We start from the raw sequence: 18,402 nt of genomic DNA, 5'->3' as shown, positions 1-18,402 counted from the left end.
TGTCCTCAAACGCCGGACGGGCTGATGGAGCACCCCGAAGCCCTGACGTCCCTCCGGGCCCTGGGGCCGTCCACGCACGCGAGGGGCAGGGCCGCGCAGGGGTCGCGCGGGACGTAAAGCAAAGCAGTCCCGCGTGGCCCCTCCGCGGCGCGGCCCCGCCGTCGACGACGGCGAAGAACCCCACACCCCCAGCCCGTCCGGCGATTGAGGACGCTCCCCCGGACTCCGTCCGGGGGGTCCCCCAAGGCCGCTCCCGCCGCAGGCGGCAACGAACCCGCAGGCGACAACAGCGAGCAACCCCCACCACCCCGCCCCCCCCCTACCGGTCGATCTCCGCGAACAGCGCCTCCCAGCGCTCCAGCACGTCCTCCAGCCGCAGGGACGCGACATGCGCGCGGGCCGCCCGCCCGTACCGCCGGCGCAGCGCCGCGTCGGCCATCAGCCGCCGGAGCGCCTCGGCGAAGGCCGCCGTGTCGCCGGGGGGAACCAGCGAGCCCGTGCGGCCGTGGGCGACCAACTCCCGCACACCGCCGGACAGGTCGAAGCTGACGCACGGCACGCCCACGGCGGACGCCTCCGCCAGTGCCATCGGGCGGCCTTCGCGCTCGCTGGTGAGGGCCACGACCGACAGCTCGCGGTAGGCGGCGGCCATGTCGCGCACGCTGCCCCGGAACCGCACCCGGTCCCCGATACCCAGCCGCTCGGCGCGGGCGCGCAGTTCGGGCTCCAGCGGGCCGTCGCCGAAGCAGTGCAGCTCCCAGCCGGGCTCCGCCGCGCCCGCGACGGCGAACGCGTCCAGCAGCCGGTCCAGCCGCTTGACCTCCTCCAGGCGGCCCACCGCGCCGATCCGCCGGGTGTCCAGGGGCGCGGGCGGGCCGGGGTCGAAGGGCAGCGGGTTGGGCAGGACCGTCGCGTTGGGCAGCCTCCTGCGGCGGAACTCCGCGGCGTCCGGCTCGCTCAGGAACACCGACTTCTCCAACGCCGGATAGTGCCGCAGGATCAGCTGGAGGTTCTCCGAGGCGCACGCCTGGAGGAAGGACTCGTGGTACTGCCCGATGCCCTTGAGGTGGCGCCACGGGACCTCGTCCAGCCAGTCCGCCGCCCAGGGCGAGCCGATGATCACCAGCCCGTCCGGCACCCGGGCGAAGCGGGCGGCCAGGTGCCTGCGGGCCTGGTCCCGCTCGCGCCGCTCGGCGCGGGCGGCGCGCGTCCGGGCGGGGCTCAGCCGCTCGGCGAAGGAGCCGGCCCGCCAGGGGGGCGCCGCCGGCGCGGAGTAGAGGGTGGTGTGCCCGTAGGCGGGGTCGGGCGTATAGACGTGGGGTTCGGGGCTCGGCCGGATCCCGATGAGCTCCACGCGGTGCCCGCGCTCCGCGAAGCCCTGGGCGAGGGTGTGCAGGACCCGCTGGGAGCCGCCCATGGAGTCGACGTCGATGCCGACGAGGAACAGATCGCGCGCCGTCATCGCCCGCCGCCTCCCGCCCGGCCGCCCTCGAAGAACAGCTTGACCACACCCTCGGCGGCCCGGCCGTCCGCGTAGGGGTTGAAGCGGGTCCGGAACCGTTCGTACGCCCCCGCCCACTCCTCCCGGACCGCGTCCAGGTCCGTGAGCGCCGCCGCCAGCTCGTCCACCGTGCCGAGCAGCGGGCCGGGGGCGATCTCGGTCAGGTCGTAGTACGTGCCGCGCGTCAGGGAGCGGTAGCGGTCGTAGTCGTCGGCGTAGAAGAGGAGGGGCCGCCCCAGGTTCGCGTAGTCGAACATCACCGAGGAGTAGTCCGTGAGCAGGGCGTCGGAGGCGAGCAGCAGGTCGTTCACATCGAGGAACTCCCGTCCGTCGCGCACCGCGTGGCCCAGCTCGCGGGGCACCGTGAAGCGTTCGTAGTAGTGCGGGCGGACGATGATCATCCACTCCTCGCCGGTGCGCCGCACCAGCCCGTCCAGATCGACCCGGATCGACTCGCCGCCGCGCGTCCCGTCGCGGAAGGTCGGGGCGTAGAGCAGCACCTTGCGGCCAGGCGGGATCTGGAGCCGCTCGCGGGTGACGGCGGCGCGCTCGCGCTGCTCGGGTTCGTGCCCGCGCACGAGCGGGTCGTTGCGGGGCAGGCCGGTGCGCAGCAGCTCGCCGGTGTAGCCGTTGGCCCGGACGAAGGTCTTCTCGAACTCCTCGCTGGGCGCGATGAGGGCGTCCCAGCGGGCCACCGTCTCGCGGTGCAGGCGCCGCCGCTCGGCGCCCGCCAGGCGCAGTCCGGGGACGTCGAAGCCCATGTGCTTGAACGCCTGCCCGTGCCAGGTCTGGAGATAGCGGGTGCCGGGACGCTTTCCGTAGGGGACGGGGAAGCCGTGCGAATCGACCCAGTAGCGCGCGCGGGCGACGGTGCGGACGTACTCCCAACTGCCCCGTCTGATCAGGGGGATGCCCTCGGGGTAGGAGGAGCGGCTGCCCGTGTACGACCAGACGGCGCGCAGCGGGAGGCCGCGGCGCAGGAGTTCCTCGTGGAGGTAGCGGGGGCTGTCGGTGTAGCCGCGGCCCTCCATGGCCTCGAAGACGACCAGTTCGTCGTCGATGGGGAGCCTTTGCAGCTCGTGGTAGGTGAGGACCTTGGCGCGGGGGCCGGTGACGCGGCGGGTGAGCCGGTGGAGCCCGCGGTGGACGGTGCGCAGGCGCGGCGCCGCGGCCTCGGCGTGGCCGAGGAATCCCGTGCGCTCCCAGGTCAGTTCGAGCCGCCCGGCGTCCCGCTCCTCGCGGCCGACGCGCAGCCGGTGACGCGCCAGGTGCAGGGTGAGGGAGGTGAGGTCGCCGGGGACCAGCAGGGGGTCGGTGCGGGTGAGACCCATCCGGCCGAGGACGACCACGGGGTGGCGGCGGCCCCGGAATCCCTTGACCCCGAGGGGGATCCGGCGCGGGTCGAGCTCGATGGTGGCGGTGCGGGGGGCGGGCAGGCCGTCCGCGCCGGTGCGGGGCGGGTCGTAGCGGAAGGGCACGGCGAGGGGTTCCGCGGTGGTGGCGACGCGCAGCTCGGCGGTGTCGGGGCCCGCGTCGGGGAGCAGGCGCGCGGGGTCGTGGGTGTGCAGGAGGACGCGCAGCAGGGGCCCGGCGGGGCCGATGTGCGCCACCTCGTGGCGCAGGGGCCCGCCAGTGAACGGCTGCGCGTCCAGGTGCCATCCGGTGATGTCGAGGCCGGCGGCGGCCTCGGGGCCGGCCGGGGGGAGCGGCCCCCAGTACATCCGCCCGGCGGCGCGGACGACGTGGCGGGGGGCGAGGTGCGGGCGGTCGAGCGTGCGCGCGCACTCGGCGGCCTCGGCGAACCGCCCGGCGCCCAGCAGATAGTGACAGATCTGCTGTTCGCGGGGCAGCGCGGCGTGGGCCTCGGGGGCGAGGGTGCGCAGGTGGGGCGTGACGACGGCGGCGAACTCCGCGGTCCAGCGGTGGTCGCGGAAGGGCAGGTCGCCCAGATAGAGGCGCAGGTCGTGGCGGAGGAACTTCTCGTCCGCGGCCGCCTTGAGGTCGGCGTTGCCCGTCTCCCGGAGGAAGGCGTCGACGAGCCCGGCCACGGCGACGCGGTCCCGCACGCTCTCGATCCGGTGCCGGCCCGCGGTGATGGAGGGGGTGGCGGGGTCGGCGGCGAGCCACCAGGTGTAGACGGGCCAGGGGACGACGGCGAAGCGGCGCGCGTGGGTGAGGGCCTGGGCGCTGAAGAGGGAGTCCTCGTAGTGCACGCCTTCGGGGAAGCGCAGGCCGTGCCGGGCGAGGAAGTCGGCGCGGTAGAGCTTGTTGGTGGACAGGGCGTCCAGGAAGTACCGGGGCGCGGCGCGGATGCCGTCGAAGACGTGGGCGTCGTCGAAGAGTTCGGGATACCACAGGCCGGTGCTGCCGGTCTCCTCGAAGAAGCGGGTGACCTCGCCGGTGACGAGGTCGGCGCCGGTCTCCTCGGCGGTGAGCAGCAGGGATTTGCAGGCGTGGTAGGGCAGTTCGTCGTCGCTGTCGAGGAACATCACGTGGGGCGCGCGGGCCGCCTCGATGCCCGCGTTGCGCGGGGCGCCGCAGCCGCCGCTGTTGGCGGGCAGCCGCAGGGCGCGCACCCGGGGGTCGGCCTCGGCCAGCTCGCACGCGGCGGCGAAGGTGCCGTCGGCCGAGCAGTCGTCGACGATGATCACTTCGAGGGCGCGCAGGGACTGGCCGAGCACGGACCGCACGGCGCGCGGCAGCCGTTCGGCGTCGTTGTAGGCGATCACCACGACACTGACGTCAGGGCCCTGCCGGGCGGGCCGTCGCACAGTGCTCACACTTCACCCCGTTTCCGAGCGGTCCAGGTGATCACCGGCATCGGGATCACTACCGAAAGAGTAGACGCGACCACTGACAGTGACCTCGCGGGCGGGCCCGGCCCGGCCGCGCCAGGCCCGTACGGCCAGTGCCGCGGTCACGCCCGTGATCATGACGATGTCGCGGAAGGCATGTCTCCGCGCCCCGTCCAGATACGGCCAGCGCACCGCGGCGAGCTCCGGGAGCAGCGGGAGCCAGCACCAGGCCGAGCGCGCCGCCGTACCGCGCACCACCGCGGAGGCGGCCAGCGACGGCAGGACGACGAGCATGTAGTGCTGGAACGACGGCCGGGAGATCAGGAACGCCGCGAGCATCAGCAGGGACGCGCACTCCACGAGCCGCGCCCGCTCGTCTCCCCCGGCCCGCCAGCGCAGCCGGGCCAGGGCGAGCACGGTCAGCGCCGCGGCCCCGGCGAGCGCGAAGGCCACCGGTGACGGCACCCCGAGCCGTGGCAGCACGGTCGTCCAGGAGGCGTCGAACGGCCGGGCGTACGCGTCCTGTCCGTGCAGCAGGAACGGCAGCGTCCGGGTGAGGAACCGGCCCGGCCGGGGCATCGCCGACGCCGCCGCGAGCGACACCGCGACGGGCACGCCGACGGCCCAGGCCAGCGCCCGCCACCGGCGGGCCAGCACGAACAGGAGCAGCAGCGGCACGAGCATCGGCTTCAGGGCGACGGCCGCGCCGGTGACCACCGCGGCCGCGCACCAGCGCCCGCGGTGGGCCAGGAGCAGAGTGACGGGGAAGGCGATGACGGAGAGGACCGTCCAGTTGCCGAGGCTGACCAGGCCGTGGAACGGTTCGAACACGCCGAGCCCGGCGACCATCGCCGCCGCGAGCCGGCTGTCGGCGCGCACGCCGAAGAGCCGCAACGAGACGAGCACGCCCGCCAGTCCGAGCAGCGCGGTCGCGACCGGCACCGCGTAGAACAGCGCGCGCTCCCCGGCCAGGGTCTGCGGCAGTGCCGCGAAGACCGCGCCCGGCAGATAGAGGAAGCGCTTGTCCGCGTACGGCGAGCCGCCGTCCAGCAGGGTGCGTGCCGCGCGCACCACGACGGCGTTGTCGAGGCCGGTCCGGGTGCCGGACAGCACCCGCGCGACGTCCAGCGCGAGCACCAGCAGCGCGGCGGCGAGCAGCGGCCGGGGCGCGCGCCCGCGCAGCCACCGGGCGGGGGCGTCGGCGGAACCGGGCCACCGGGAGTGGACGACGCCGGGCGCGCCCCGGGAGCCGCTCACGATGCGACCACTTCCGACAGGACGAAGCCGCCGGGTCCGCGCGCCGCCGTCCTGAGCGCGGGGTCGTCCGGCGGCAGGCCCGGCCCGCCGTTCCGCTGGAGCACCCAGCGCGCGCCGAACTCCTTGAGGATGCCGAGCCGTTCGGCCCGGGATGCGGCCGGGGAGAAGTAGCGGCGGGTGGCGTCCCGGCGGCGCTGTTCGTCACGGAGGAAGACGTCGGGGTAGGCGGGGGCGACGGTGTACGGGCCGTAGGCGGGGACGGTGCGCAGCGCGTAGTAGTTGTCGGTCATCACCGTGGCACCCCGGGGCATCGCGCGCGCCGCCCAGTCGAAGCGCGGCCAGAGCGCGATCGTGTGCACCCGGCGCAGCGGCGGCGGGAGGGCGGCGGGCCGCAGGACGTACGACAGCGCCCCGGCCTGGGTCCACGCGCCCGCCAGCAGCGCGGCCGCCGTCAGGGGCACGAGGGCGGCGCGGAGCCGCCGGTGGGCGCCGTCGGCGATCTCGACGGCGAGGGCGAGTTGGGCGGGCAGGAGCGCGGCGGGCAGGATCCGCCCCCACGCCTGGTGCCCGGCGAGTCCGCCCGCCGCGAAGACCAGCAGGCCGAGCCCGCAGAAGAGCACCAGCGGGTCGCGGCGGTCGCGCCACCAGCGCGCCGCGAGGGCCGGCACGCCGAGGGCCGCCAGGCCGAACTTCGTCGCGAGGTGGTCGTAGAGCGGCCGGTGGATGTCGTCGAGGCCGCCCGCGCCGGGCAGCGAGAAGAAGGAGTAGTACGGCCAGCAGGCGAGCACCGCGACGGCCGGCACGGCCGCGACGCCCACCCGTACCCACACCGCGGCGGGGGGCCATGGCCGGGTGCCCAGGAGGATCGCGGTGGCGCCCAGCACGGCGACCGCGCCCGTGAATTGGTGGACGAGCAGGACGCACGCCAGCAGCAGCCCGAGCGCGAGGAAGCGGGCCGGGCCCCGGCCTGCGGCGAGCGCCCCGCGCAGCAGCGCCCACAGATGGAAGGCGAGGCCGAGGGCGAGGGTGCTGGGGTAGGCGAGGGTGAGCGACAGCGAGACCAGGCCGGGGAAGCCGCTCCACGCGAACAGCCGCACCCCGTGGAGGAAGAGGACGCACAGCAGCGCCAGCGGGACCGCCGCCCATGCGCGCGTGAAGGTGCGGACGAAGGCGGCGATGCCGGTGCCCAGCAGCGCGAGTCCGGCGAGGCCGCCCAGGCGCAGCACGGTGAAAGTGCTCCAGCCGGTCACGGAGGCGGCCAGGGCCAGCAGGAGAGCCCACGGGGAGTAGTAGGGGCTGGAGGTGTCCGCGCGCACCAGGGGGTTGCCGGGGTGGAGCGGGTCGGCGCGCAGCCGTTCCAGGACGGCGGCGTGCATCCCCAGATCGCCGGCCCAGGGCAGGCGTACGACCATGAGCAGCAGCAGGGCGGCGAGCAGCAGGACGCAGGCCGCGAGCGCCCGGCGCGGGGCGCGCGGGCCGGACCCAGGGGCCCCGGCGGTGCGCGGGGCCGTGCGCTCAGCGGGCGCGGCCGTCGGCGGCACGGGCGGCCCTCGCGCGCAGTCGCCATGGCATGGCCACGGATTCGAGCTGCACGGCCAGGTTCATCTTCGACTCGCCGACGGTGCGGTCCTCGAAGTGGATCGGCACCTCCATGACGATGTGCCCGGCGCGCAGGGCCCGGTATTTCATCTCGACCTGGAAGCTGTATCCGGCGCTGCCGACGGTGGCGAGGTCGATGGCGCGCAGGGCCTCCGCGCTCCAGAGGTTGAAGCCGCTGGTGATGTCGCGGACGCGGGTGCCCAGGATCGTGCTGGCGTAGGCGTTGGCCCAGCGGGAGAGCAGTCTGCGGTGGAGGCCCCAGGCGGCGGAGAGGGTGCCGCCGGGGACATAGCGGCTGCCGACGACGACGTCCGCCCCGGTGGCGAGGGCGACGCCGAGCAACTCGGGGACTTTGTCGGCCGGATGGCTGCCGTCGGCGTCCATCTGGACGACGTACGCGGCCCCTTCGTCGACGGCGCGGGCCATGCCGGCGGCGTAGGCGCGCCCGAGGCCGTCCTTGGTGGTGCGGTGCAGGACGGACATCCGGGCGCGGTCCGGCCGGTTGTACCGTTCGGCCAGGTCCTCGGCGATCTTGCCGGTGCCGTCGGGGCTGTTGTCGTCGACGACGAGCAGCCGCAGCCCCTCCAGCGGCAGCGCCATGAGCGCCTCGGCCATGGCGGGGAGGTTGTCCGCCTCGTTGTACGTGGGCATCACCACGGTCGTCGCGGTGCGCCCCCACTCCGTGGGGAGCGGGGTCATGGCGGGTGTGCGGATTGCGCTCATGTGCCTGTCCTTGTCGGTGTGGCCGGCGGGGTCCGTTTCAGGCGGCGGAGAAGCGGATGGCGGCGTCGGGGATGGCCGTGCCGCACCAGACGCGGGCACCGTCGCGGAGTTCGTTGTCCGCGCCGATCGTGGCACGGTCGCCGATCACCACGCCGTCGAGCACGGTGCGCGGGCCCACCCGGGCGTCCTGGCCGATCATGCTGGCGCGCACGCGGGCGCCCGCCTCGACGTGCGCGCCGTCCAGGACGACGGAGCCCTCGATGTCGGCGCCCGCCGCGACGTACGCCCCCGCGCCGACGACCGTGCCGCCGCCGAGGCGGGCGCCGGCCTCGACACGGGCGCCGGGCAGCAGCAGGAACTCCCCCGGTTCGCCGGGGACGGCCGGGGAGCGCACGACGCCGCGCACGAGGTCGGCCGACGCCTGGACGAAGGAGGCGGGGCGGCCGAGGTCCAGCCAGTACGAGGCGTCGACGACGCCGTGCAGCAGCGCGCCGGAGGCCAGCAGCCCGGGGAAGGTCTCGCGCTCCACGGAGACGGGGCGGCCGGTGGGGATGGTGTCGATGACGTCGCGCCGGAAGACGTAGCAACCGGCGTTGATCTGGTCGGTGACGATCTCTTCCGGGTGCTGTGGCTTCTCGGTGAAGGCCAGGACGCGCCCGTCCGGGCCGGTGGGCACGAGGCCGAAGGCCCGGGGGTCGGCGACGCGGGTGAGGTGCAGGGTGACCTCGGCCTGGGCCCGCTCGTGCCGGCGCAGCAGGCCCCTGATGTCGAGGCCGGTGAGGATGTCACCGTTGAAGACGAGCACGGGTGCGCCGGGGCCGCAGGTCAGGGCGCTCGCGGCGCTGCGGATCGCGCCGCCGGTGCCCAGCGGTTCGTCCTCGGTGACATAGGTCAGGCGCAGGCCGTGGGCGGAGCCGTCGCCGAAGTAGGGCTCGAAGACCTCGGCGAGGTAGGAGGTGGCCAGGACGACGTGGCCGACCCCGGCGGCTCTGGCGCGGGCCAGCTGGTGGGCGATGAAGGGCACCCCGGCGGCAGGGACCATCGGCTTCGGCGTGTTGAGGGTCAGCGGCTGGAGCCGGGTCCCCTTGCCGCCGACGAGCAGTACCGCCTCTGTCATGCCACTGTCCTCGCCGTCATCTTCGCACTGTGTCAGTTTTTGCGGCAATTTACACTACAATCGGTTCTCTGCGGCAAATGTCTGCTTTGCGTGGCGAACGTAATGGGAGAGGCCCTTGCGACCCTTGCGACCGAGGAGGTCCGGCACCCCCGGCCCCGGAGCGCCCGGCACACCGCGCGCGGCGCCCCCCTCCCGAGCGGCACGGCTGCTGGCCCTCGGCCGGGAGTTCGCGAAGTTCGGCACGGTCGGCGGCCTGGGGATCTTCGTCAACCTCGCGGTCTTCAACCTCTGCCGCACCACCACGGGCCTGCCCGTCGTCCGCTGCAGCGTGCTCGCGACCGTGGTCGCCATCGCCTTCAACTACGTCGGGCTGCGCCACTTCGCCTACCGCGACCGCGACAAGAGCCACCGCAGCCGGGAGATCGCCCTCTTCGCCGCCTTCAGCGCGGTCGGGCTGGTCATCGAGAACGGCGTGCTCTACGTCGCCACCTACGGCTTCGGCTGGGACACTCCCTTCCAGAGCAACCTCTTCAAGTTCCTCGGCATCGGCGCGGCCACCCTCTTCCGCTTCTGGTCCTACCGCGCCTGGGTGTTCCGGGCGCTGCCGCGCCGGGCCCGGCCGCCCCGTACGGGCGAGCCCTCCCCTCACGGCGACCCCGCGAACAGCACGAGCAACCCCGCCGCGTACCACCCCGAGACCACCGCACCTCCACCGTAGAGACACACCCGCACCCCAAGCGGAGCACGCGCGAGCGGCCGGGCCACCAACAGCAGCAGAACCGGCAGGAACGGCAGCATGAAGCGTGGCTTGGACAGCGGCGAACCGGGCGTCCCCACCATCAGCACCCACGCGCCCGCCACCAGCGCGACCAGCGGCCACGGCACCTGACGGTCCAGCGCCAGCGCCACCACCCCGATCGCCGTGAGCAGCAGCAGCCCCAGCACGACCGTGCCGCGCAGATCACCGGTGTGGCCCGCGTGGTGGTAGAGCAGCATCCCCTTCAGCAGGTGCGCGGTGGCCCGGCCGAAGTCGAACTGCTGGTCCCAGGCGCGCTCCGCCTCGAACCACCCGTCGAGCCGGCCCACCTTGCCGCCGAGGAACAGCCAGCTCCCCAGCAGCCCCGCCGGCGCCGCCGCCAGCGCCACCCACGGCCGCCAGCCGTCCCGCCGCCGGATCACCGCCCACCCGGCGGTCAGCATCACCGTGCCGATCAGCACCGAGGCCGTCGGCCGTACGCCACCGGCCAGGACGCACAGCGCGGCCGCCGTCAGCCAGCGGCGCTCCAGCAGGGCCACCAGCGACCACAGGAGCGCGGCGCTGAAGACCGCCTCCGAGTACGGCACCCACAGCGCGAACGCGTACGGCGAACACGCCCACAGCGCCACGCACGCGTACCCCGCGCCCGGCCGCCCCCCGACCGTGCGCACCAGCCGGTAGACCCCGGCCGCGGCCACCGCCGCCGCGCACCAGGAGACCGCCACCCCGGCGTACGGGAACGGCAGCCCGGTCAGCAGGTGCACCGCCCGGATCAGGGCGGGCACCAGCGGGAAGAAGGCGATGGTGCTGAACTTCGGTTCCCCGTCCGGGTCGTAGGGGATCTCACCCGGATAGCCGCGCTTGGCGATGTGCAGATAGTGGCCGCTGTCCCAGCGGCGCAGCAGCTGCTCCACGCCGCGCCCGAGGTGATGGTTGATCAGCAACAGGACGGCGAACCCGGCCGCCGCGACGGCGAGATAGAGGACGGCCGCCAGCGCCGCCTCCCGGCGCGCGGCATGGTCGGGGAGGGCCTTCGGAGGCGCCGGGGCGGGGGCAACTCGTGTGACGACCTTCATTGGACTCTCTTAACACGAATCAACCCGACAAAAAGGGCGGCCCCGGGGATTTCCCCCCGGGGCCGCCCTCTGTTCATCCAGGCGTCAGCTGTGCGTCCGCAGCAGCGTCCGCATCGTCCGCATCGCGACCGACAGGTTGGCCAGGTCGAAGGCGTCCGAGCCGCGGATCTCGTCGAGCGTGGTGCGCGCCCGGCCGAGGATCGCCGCGTTCTTCTCCTCCCACGTCCGGAAGCGCTGCTCCGGCGTGGAGGCGCCGTTGCCCACGGACAGGATGTCCGCGGTGAGCGCCGCGTGGGCCGCGTAGAGGTCCTCACGGATGGAGGCGCGGGCCATGGACTGCCAGCGGTCGGAGCGCGGCAGCTCGATGATCCGGTCCATCAGCTGGGTGATGTGCAGCCGGTCGCCCAGGTCGTAGTAGACCTCGGCCACGTCCAGCGGCTCCTTGCCGCCGCGCTCCGCGATGGCGACGATGTCCAGCGCCGGGAAGACGGAGGAGAAACCGGCCACCCGGACGGCCAGGTCGTCCGGCACGCCGGACGCGACCAGCTCGTCGCGGATGGACTGCCACCACTCGCTGTCGGCGCCCTTGAGCAGCTTCGGCAGCTGGAACCAGACCGCCGCCACGCCGTCCCGGAAGAACTCGATGGTCTCGGCGAGCTGGAGCGGCTGCGGCCGGTTGTTGAGCAGCCAGCGGGTGCCGCGCTCGACGAGGCGGCGCGAATGCAGCCGGACGCGGGTCTGCACCTCGGCCGGCACCAGGTTGTCGAGCGCCTCGACGGCGTCCCAGACCTTGCCCAGGCCGAAGATCTCCCGGGCCGCGGTCTGCGCCCGGACGATCTCCTCCAGCGACGCCCCGGTCTCCTCCCGCAGACGGTGCAGGAAGGTGGAACCGCCGCTGTTGACCGTGTCGTTGACCAGGACCGTCGTGATGATCTCCCGGCGCAGCGCGTGCCCGTCGATCTGCTCGCCGAAGGAGGAGCGCAGCGCCTGCGGGAAGTAGGCGTACAGCAGCCGCTCCAGATACGGGTCGTCCGGCAGGTCGGTGGCCAGCAGCTCCTCGGACGTCGTGATCTTGATGTAGGCGAGCAGGACCGCCAGCTCCGGCTGGGTGAGCCCGCGGCCCGCCGAGAGGCGCTCGCGGATCTGCCGGTCGGTGGGCAGGAACTCCAGCGCGCGGTCCAGGTGACCGTCGCGGGTCAGCCGGCGCATGATCCGCTGATGGGCGTGGAGCAGGCTGGGCGCCTGGGCGACGGCGTTGGCCAGGGCCACGTTCTGCGCGTAGTTGTTGCGCAGGACCAGCTCGCCGACCTCGTCGGTCATCTCCGCCAGCAGCTTGTTGCGCTGCTTGACGGTCATGTCGCCGTCGGTGACCAGCGCGTTCAGCAGGATCTTGATGTTCACCTCGTGGTCGGAGGTGTCCACACCGGCGCTGTTGTCGATGGCGTCCGTGTTCACCCGGCCGCCGGTGGCCTCCGGCCCGCCGGCGCGCGCGAACTCGATGCGGCCCAGCTGCGTCAGACCGAGGTTGCCGCCCTCGCCGACGACCTTCACCCGCAGGTCCTGGCCGTCGACGCGGATCGCGTCGTTGGCCTTGTCACCGACATCGGCGTGCGACTCGGTGGACGCCTTCACATACGTGCCGATGCCGCCGTTCCACAGCAGGTCGACCGGCGAGCGCAGGATCGCCTTCATCAGCTCGGCGGGGGTCATCTTGGTGACGCCCGCCTCGATGCCGAGGGCGGCCCGGACGTGCGCGTTGACCGGGATCGACTTGGCCGTACGCGGGTGGATGCCACCGCCCTGCGACAGCAGGCTCGTGTCGTAGTCCGCCCAGGAGGACCGGGGCAGCTCGAACAGACGGCGGCGCTCGGCGTAGGAGACGGCCGCGTCCGGGGTGGGGTCGAGGAAGATGTGGCGGTGGTCGAAGGCGGCCACCAGCCGGATGTGCTCCGACAGCAGCATGCCGTTGCCGAACACGTCACCGGACATGTCACCGACGCCGACGACCGTGAAGTCCTCGGTCTGGGTGTTGTGTCCCAGCTCCCGGAAGTGCCGCTTGACGGACTCCCAGGCGCCGCGGGCGGTGATGCCCATGCCCTTGTGGTCGTAGCCCGCGGAGCCGCCGGACGCGAAGGCGTCACCGAGCCAGAAGCCGTACGACTCGGCGACCTCGTTGGCGATGTCGGAGAAGGTCGCGGTGCCCTTGTCGGCGGCGACGACCAGATAGGTGTCGTCACCGTCGTGCCGCACGACGTCCTTCGGGGGCACGACCTCGCCGCCGACCATGTTGTCGGTGATGTCGAGCAGACCCGAGATGAAGGTCTTGTACGAGGCGATGCCTTCGGCCAGCCAGGCGTCGCGGTCCAGCGACGGGTCCGGCAGCCGCTTGCCGACGAAGCCGCCCTTGGCGCCCACCGGCACGATGACGGTGTTCTTCACCATCTGCGCCTTGACCAGGCCGAGCACCTCGGTGCGGAAGTCCTCACGCCGGTCGGACCAGCGCAGACCACCGCGCGCGACCTTGCCGAACCGCAGGTGCACACCCTCGACGCGCGGGCTGTAGACCCAGATCTCGTACGCCGGGCGGGGCGCCGGGAGGTCGGGGATGGCCTGCGGGTCGAGCTTGATGGACAGATAGGCGTGGGGCAGACCGGCGCTGGTGCGCTGGAAGTGGTTGGTGCGCAGGGTGGCCTTGATGACCGTGAGGAAGGCCCGCAGGATGCGGTCCTCGTCCAGGCTCGCGACCTGGTCGAGGGCGCCGTCCAGCTCCTCCAGCAGCCCGTCGATCAGCTCGTGCCCGGCGCGCTGGAGCGCCGGCGACATCCGGGCCTCGAAGAGGTTGATCAGCAGGCGCGTGGTGTGGACGTTGTTGCTGAGAGTGTCCTCCATGTACGCCTGGCTGAAGGTCGACCCGGCCTGCCGGAGGTACTTCGCGTAGGCCCGCAGCACCATCGCCTGGCGCCAGTCGACACCGGCCTCCAGCACCAGCTTGTTGAAGTTGTCGTTCTCCGCGGCGCCCGTCCACACGGCCGCGAAGGCTTCCTGGAAGCGGGTGCGCGCGTCGTCGCCCTCGACCCGCTCGGGCATCCGCAGCCCGAAGTCGTAGATCCAGGCGGTCGTCCGGTCCGAGCAGCGCAGCTCGTACGGGCGCTCGTCGACGACCTCGACGCCGAGGCGCTGGAGCACCGGCAGGACGGCGGAGAGGGAGACCGGCTCACCGGTGCGGTAGATCTTGAAGCGGCGCTCGCCGGGGCCCGCGCCGACCGGCTCGTAGAGGCTGAGCTCGAAGTCGCGGTCGCCGCCGGCCGTGGTCAGCTTCTCCAGGTGACCGAGGTCGGAGACGGCGCTGCGCGGATTGTGGTCGGCCTTGTAGCCCTCGGGGAACGCCTGGCCGTAGCGGCGCAGCAGCTCGGCGGCGCGCTCCTCGCCCACCTCTGCGGTGAGCGTCTCGGCGAAGCCGTCCGCCCAGGAGCGGGCGGCCTCGACCAGGCGGGCCTCGATGCGCTCGACGTCGGCGTCGGTGAGGTCGGGCAGGGTGGCGCCCGGCTCGACGCGGACGACGAAGTGCAGCCGGGAGAGGACCGACTCGGTGTTCCACGCGGTGAAGTCGACGCTGGTGCCGCCGAGCTCCTCCTTGAGGATGTCGATCAGCCGCAGCCGGACGCCCGTGGTGTAGCGGTCGCGCGGCAGGTAGACGAGGGCGGAGTAGTAGCGCCCGTAGGTCTCCTGGCGGAGGTAGAGCCGCAGGCGGCGGCGCTCCTGGAGGTAGAGGACGCTGGTGGCGACGGTGCGCAGCTGGTCGGCCGGCGTCTGGAAGAGCTCGTCGCGCGGGTAGGTCTCCAGGATCTGGAGCAGGTCGCGACCGTCGTGGCTGTCGGGCGTGAACCCGGCGTCGGCCAGCACCTGGGCGACCTTGCGGCGGACGACGGGGACCCGGCGCACCGACTCGGTGTACGCGGCGGAGGAGAACAGGCCCAGGAAACGGCGCTCGCCGATGACGTTGCCGTCGGCGTCGAACTTCTTCACCCCGACGTAGTCGAGGTAGGAGGGGCGGTGCACGGTGGCGCGGCTGTTGGCCTTGGTCAGCACGAGCAGCTTGTGCTCACGGGCCTTGGCGCGGGCGTCCGCCGGAAGCCGGTTGAAGGACGGGGACGCCGGGCGGGCCAGGTGGGAGCCGAGGGGGCCGGCGTGGTGGCCCTCGTCGTGGTGCGTGGGGTCCGAGCGCAGGATGCCGAGGCCGGTGCCGGGGACGGCGCTGAGCACGTCCTCCTCGCCGCCGTCGGTGGAGATCTTCGCCAGCTCGTACTCGCGGAAGCCGAGGAAGGTGAAGTGGTCGGCGGACAGCCAGCGCAGCAGCTCGCGGGCCTCGCTCACCTCGGACTCGGGCACATCGGGGGCGGAGGGCTCGGACGGCAGCTCCTCGGCGATGCGCAGCGCGGCGTCGCGCATCTTCTCCCAGTCCTCGACGGCCTCGCGGACGTCGGACAGGACGCGCAGCAGGTCGGAGGTGATCTGCTTGAGGTCACCGCGGTCGGTCTCGCGGTCGATCTCGACGTGGATCCACGACTCGGTGAGGGCGTCGTGCGGCAGGACGGCGTCCTTGCCGTCGCCGTGGGCGTCGCAGTTGGAGCCGAGGACCTCCAGGAGGCGGCCGGTGAGGTCACGGCGCACGACGACCTGGGGGTGGATCACGACGTGGATGCCGCGGCCCTGGCGGGAGAGCTCATTGGTGACGGAGTCGACCAGGAAGGGCATGTCGTCGGTGACGACCTCGACGACGGAGTGGCTGCACGTCCAGCCGTTCTCCTCGACCGTCGGTGTGTGCACCCTCACATTGGCGGTACCCTGCGGCCGGTTCTCCGCGAGCCGGTGGTGCGAGAGCGCGGCGCCGAAGACGTCGACCGGATCCCGGCCGCTGAGGTCCTCGGGCGCGGTGTGCAGGTAGTAGCGCTGGAGAAAGGCGGTCAACGTCTCCGGGTCGAGACTGCCCTCACCCTTCGGCCCAGTCGGTTGTTGCCCCCCGGCCGGGCTGTTCTCAGCGACGCGGGCCGCCCGTTCGAGCAACTCGGCCTTGGCTTCGTCCAGCTTGGTCTGCATGTCCTCTGGCTCCTGTCGCGCGCCGTTGCGTGACATAGACGGTGAAGGCATCACGCCGCGACACGGGGTATCCGGTCGTCCTCGACGTTATGCCGGAATGAGAGGTGACCGGGCCTTTCTTGACGAGATTCGTCAGAGGTGCCCAGGTGCGGGGACCAGCGGCGGCCCGGGTGCGGTGGCACTCCGGGCGCAGGACAGGGGCGTCGTCGCCCCTGCTGGATATCGCGCTGATCACCTGGTAAGGCTATCGCTCTTCCCCGGGGAAGCGTCATGAGCCGTTTGTGTACAAAACCCGGGCCCGAACTTTGACGGTCTGGACAGCGACGCGGCGCCCCTCTCCGCTCAACTCTTCCTCAAGCGTCACTTGCCCCCCTTTGTCCCCAGCCGGTGTCCTCAGCCGGGTCCGTGCGCGGCCCGCTCCCCCGCGCCTCAGCGAGCGGCGCCGACGAGCCGCTCCGCCTCGGCGACGGCCTCCGCCAGGCTGTCGACCACCGTCACACCCGCCTCACCGAGGCTGCCCCGGCTGTGCGACCCCCCGGTGTAGAGCACCGCGTGGGCGCCCACGTGGGCCGCCGCGACCGCGTCGTCGACGGCGTCGCCGATCACCACGGCGCGCCGAGGGGGTATGCCGTCGAGCCCGGCGACGTGACGGGCCATGTGCTCGGCCTTGCTGCCGCCCGAGGGGCCGGTGCGCCCGTCGACGCGGACGAATCTGCGCTCGATGCCGAAACCGCGGACGAGGGGCACGAGCTCGTCGTGCCCGAACATCGACAGGATCGACTGGGTGCCGCCCGCCCCCTGCCAGCTCTCCAGCAGACCCTCGGCACCGTCGGCGAGGCCGCAGCGCGGGGAGTGGTCACGGTAGTGCCGCTGGAAGACCAGGTCCATGTGGTCCCACTCGGCCCGGGTGGGGAGACGGCCCATCAGCCGCTCGTAGAACCGCGGGATCGGGACGCAGTACAGCTCCCGGTACCGCTCCAGCGTGATCGGCTCCAGGCCGATCTCGGCGAAGGCGGCGTTCGTCGCCGCCATCACCGCGTCGGTGTCGTGGAACAGCGTGCCGTTCCAGTCCCAGATGATGTGCGCCCCGTGATTCCCCATGGACCCGACGGTACCGACCTGGACTGACAACGCCGCCCGAAGCCCCCGGGCACCCGCGCCCACCAGGGCGTTCCTCAGATGAGGCCGGCGATCTCCTGGACGCCGAACCACATCAGGTCGTGGTCCTCCGCGCCGTCCACGGTGAACTGCGCGTCGTCGTCGCCCTGGTCGGCGGCGCCCAGCGCGGCCGCCGCGGCCGCGACATCCGCCTCGGCGTCACCGGAGTCGAGGTGCACGGCCGCCGCCTTCGCCAGCGGCACGGCGGAGGCCAGCCGCACCCGGCCCAGCGTGGACTGCTCCAGGCCCTGGTCGGGGTCGGTGGTCGCGGCGCCCTCGGGCACGTCGACGGCGACGACGACGCGCCGGCGGGCGGCGTCCGGGTCACCGGCGAGCATCCGCAGCGACGCCTCGGCGGCCCGGCCGAGGGCCGCGTACTCCAGCTCCTCGACGTCGTCGGAGAGATACCACTCGCGCAGCGCGGGGGTGACGGCGAAGGCGTGCAGCGGGGCGGGCCCCAGCTGGCCGGTCCGGTGCGCCTCGGCGAGACCGGGGAGGGTCAGGGGGACGTAGACGCGCATGACCGCTGCTTTCCTGAAGATCCTGAAGCCTGAAAGAACGCGCTGCCAGCATACGGCGGGAGTCCCCCTTCGGAGTGCCGGGAGACCCGGTGGAGGCGCTTTCTCCCCCCGCTTGCCGCCCCAGGGACTTCCAGTCCCGCCGGGCCGCCGAAACGCTCTCCTGTGCCCCTTGGGCCCGACAGGCCCCTGATAGGGGAAACCGGTCTGCCGCCCGGCCCGCGCCCACGCGTCCTTGCCGCCCTCAGCGGGCCGCCGGTAGAAGATCCACAAAGACCACAAGGAGAGGCCACCGCCCGGCATCGGCACCGGGCCCGGCATCGCGGGGGCGATCGGCATGCAGCGCACCACCACCGGACCGGCCAGGCCCGCACGGGCGGCCAGGACCGGCCCGCCGCGGCGCGCCGACAGCAGGCGCCCGCACCCCGACGCGGCGGCCCGCCGCCGCGAGCGCGAGGGCCTGCCGCGCTACTGGTTCGCCAACCGGCTGCTGCTCACCCTCAGCGGCCAGCGCCCGGTGCACTGGATGCTCGGGCACACCGTGGGCGACGCCTACGACCAGCTCGCCGCGCTGGCCCCGCGGGCCCCGCTGCGGCCCCCGCCGCCGGGCCGTACGCCCTTCGTCCGGCACTGCGACGAGTTCCGGCCCCGGCCCGGGGTGATCGAGGCGTTCGCCCGGATCGTCTCCGGCGACCGGCTCCAGGCGCTCGCCTTCCGTCTGGAGCACGGCACGGACCAGCGGTGGCGGTGCGCGGCCGTCGAGCTCGGCGGGGCGCGCGCCTAGCGCGCGAGGCGGGGGCGGAG

The 18,402-nt window shown here is 73.4% G+C and carries 12 protein-coding genes; 2 read left to right on the top strand and 10 right to left on the bottom strand.

Features of this window, described 5'->3' with window-relative positions:
• Window positions 1-319 precede the first annotated feature (319 nt).
• The 6 genes from ACH427_RS29905 to ACH427_RS29880 are packed head-to-tail and all read right to left on the bottom strand — an operon-like array spanning window position 320 to window position 8,992.
• Window positions 320-1,462, bottom strand: a complete 1,143-nt coding sequence (locus tag ACH427_RS29905) for a glycosyltransferase (protein WP_398874506.1) — start codon at window positions 1,460-1,462, stop codon at window positions 320-322.
• Window positions 1,459-4,281: a CDP-glycerol glycerophosphotransferase family protein gene (locus ACH427_RS29900; RefSeq protein WP_398874505.1), complete on the bottom strand. Its 2,823-nt coding sequence runs from the start codon at window positions 4,279-4,281 to the stop codon at window positions 1,459-1,461. The genes ACH427_RS29905 and ACH427_RS29900 overlap by 4 nt, the downstream gene beginning before the upstream one ends.
• A 3-nt stretch (window positions 4,282-4,284) precedes the next feature.
• Entirely contained in the window at window positions 4,285-5,553 is a 1,269-nt protein-coding gene (locus ACH427_RS29895; protein ID WP_398874502.1) for a glycosyltransferase 87 family protein, read from the bottom strand.
• The gene (locus ACH427_RS29890) at window positions 5,550-7,094 is read right to left on the bottom strand and encodes a hypothetical protein (RefSeq protein WP_398874500.1); all 1,545 of its coding nucleotides are present in this window, start codon (window positions 7,092-7,094) and stop codon (window positions 5,550-5,552) included. The genes ACH427_RS29895 and ACH427_RS29890 overlap by 4 nt, the downstream gene beginning before the upstream one ends.
• Entirely contained in the window at window positions 7,069-7,875 is an 807-nt protein-coding gene (locus ACH427_RS29885) for a polyprenol monophosphomannose synthase (protein WP_398874499.1), read from the bottom strand. The genes ACH427_RS29890 and ACH427_RS29885 overlap by 26 nt, the downstream gene beginning before the upstream one ends.
• Before the next feature lie 37 nt (window positions 7,876-7,912).
• Window positions 7,913-8,992: a sugar phosphate nucleotidyltransferase gene (locus ACH427_RS29880; RefSeq protein ID WP_398874497.1), complete on the bottom strand. Its 1,080-nt coding sequence runs from the start codon at window positions 8,990-8,992 to the stop codon at window positions 7,913-7,915.
• A 208-nt stretch (window positions 8,993-9,200) separates the two neighbouring features.
• Here ACH427_RS29880 and ACH427_RS29875 point away from each other — a divergent pair, with 208 nt between their 5' ends.
• Window positions 9,201-9,710 (top strand): GtrA family protein, encoded by a 510-nt coding sequence (locus ACH427_RS29875; protein ID WP_398874547.1) that lies wholly within the window; start codon window positions 9,201-9,203, stop codon window positions 9,708-9,710.
• On the opposite strand, the gene ACH427_RS29870 is transcribed toward ACH427_RS29875, so the two are convergent.
• From ACH427_RS29870 to ACH427_RS29855, 4 genes are all read right to left on the bottom strand, one after another.
• A complete protein-coding gene (locus tag ACH427_RS29870; RefSeq protein WP_398874495.1) occupies window positions 9,638-10,825 on the bottom strand; it encodes a hypothetical protein in 1,188 nt (395 codons plus the stop codon). The two genes, ACH427_RS29875 and ACH427_RS29870, sit on opposite strands and share 73 nt — an antisense overlap.
• Before the next feature lie 84 nt (window positions 10,826-10,909).
• Window positions 10,910-15,922 carry an NAD-glutamate dehydrogenase gene (locus ACH427_RS29865; protein ID WP_398874493.1) on the bottom strand — a complete coding sequence of 1,671 codons (5,013 nt, stop codon included), beginning with the start codon at window positions 15,920-15,922 and terminating at the stop codon, window positions 10,910-10,912.
• Window positions 15,923-16,351: 429 nt separating this feature from the next.
• On the bottom strand, window positions 16,352-17,023 hold the full coding sequence (locus ACH427_RS29860) for an HAD family hydrolase (RefSeq protein WP_398874491.1): 672 nt from the start codon (window positions 17,021-17,023) through the stop codon (window positions 16,352-16,354).
• A gap of 74 nt (window positions 17,024-17,097) precedes the next feature.
• Window positions 17,098-17,601: a DUF6912 family protein gene (locus ACH427_RS29855; RefSeq protein WP_398874489.1), complete on the bottom strand. Its 504-nt coding sequence runs from the start codon at window positions 17,599-17,601 to the stop codon at window positions 17,098-17,100.
• Window positions 17,602-17,935: 334 nt separating this feature from the next.
• Between ACH427_RS29855 and ACH427_RS29850 the strand changes: the two genes are divergently transcribed.
• Complete coding sequence (locus ACH427_RS29850; RefSeq protein WP_398874487.1) at window positions 17,936-18,382, top strand: Rv3235 family protein; 447 nt, start codon at window positions 17,936-17,938, stop codon at window positions 18,380-18,382.
• Window positions 18,383-18,402 lie beyond the last annotated feature (20 nt).

The sequence above is a fragment of the Streptomyces sp. NPDC020379 genome (genome assembly GCF_044387105.1).
GTDB lineage: Bacteria > Actinomycetota > Actinomycetes > Streptomycetales > Streptomycetaceae > Streptomyces.
This window is presented reverse-complemented; position numbering and strand designations above follow the sequence as displayed.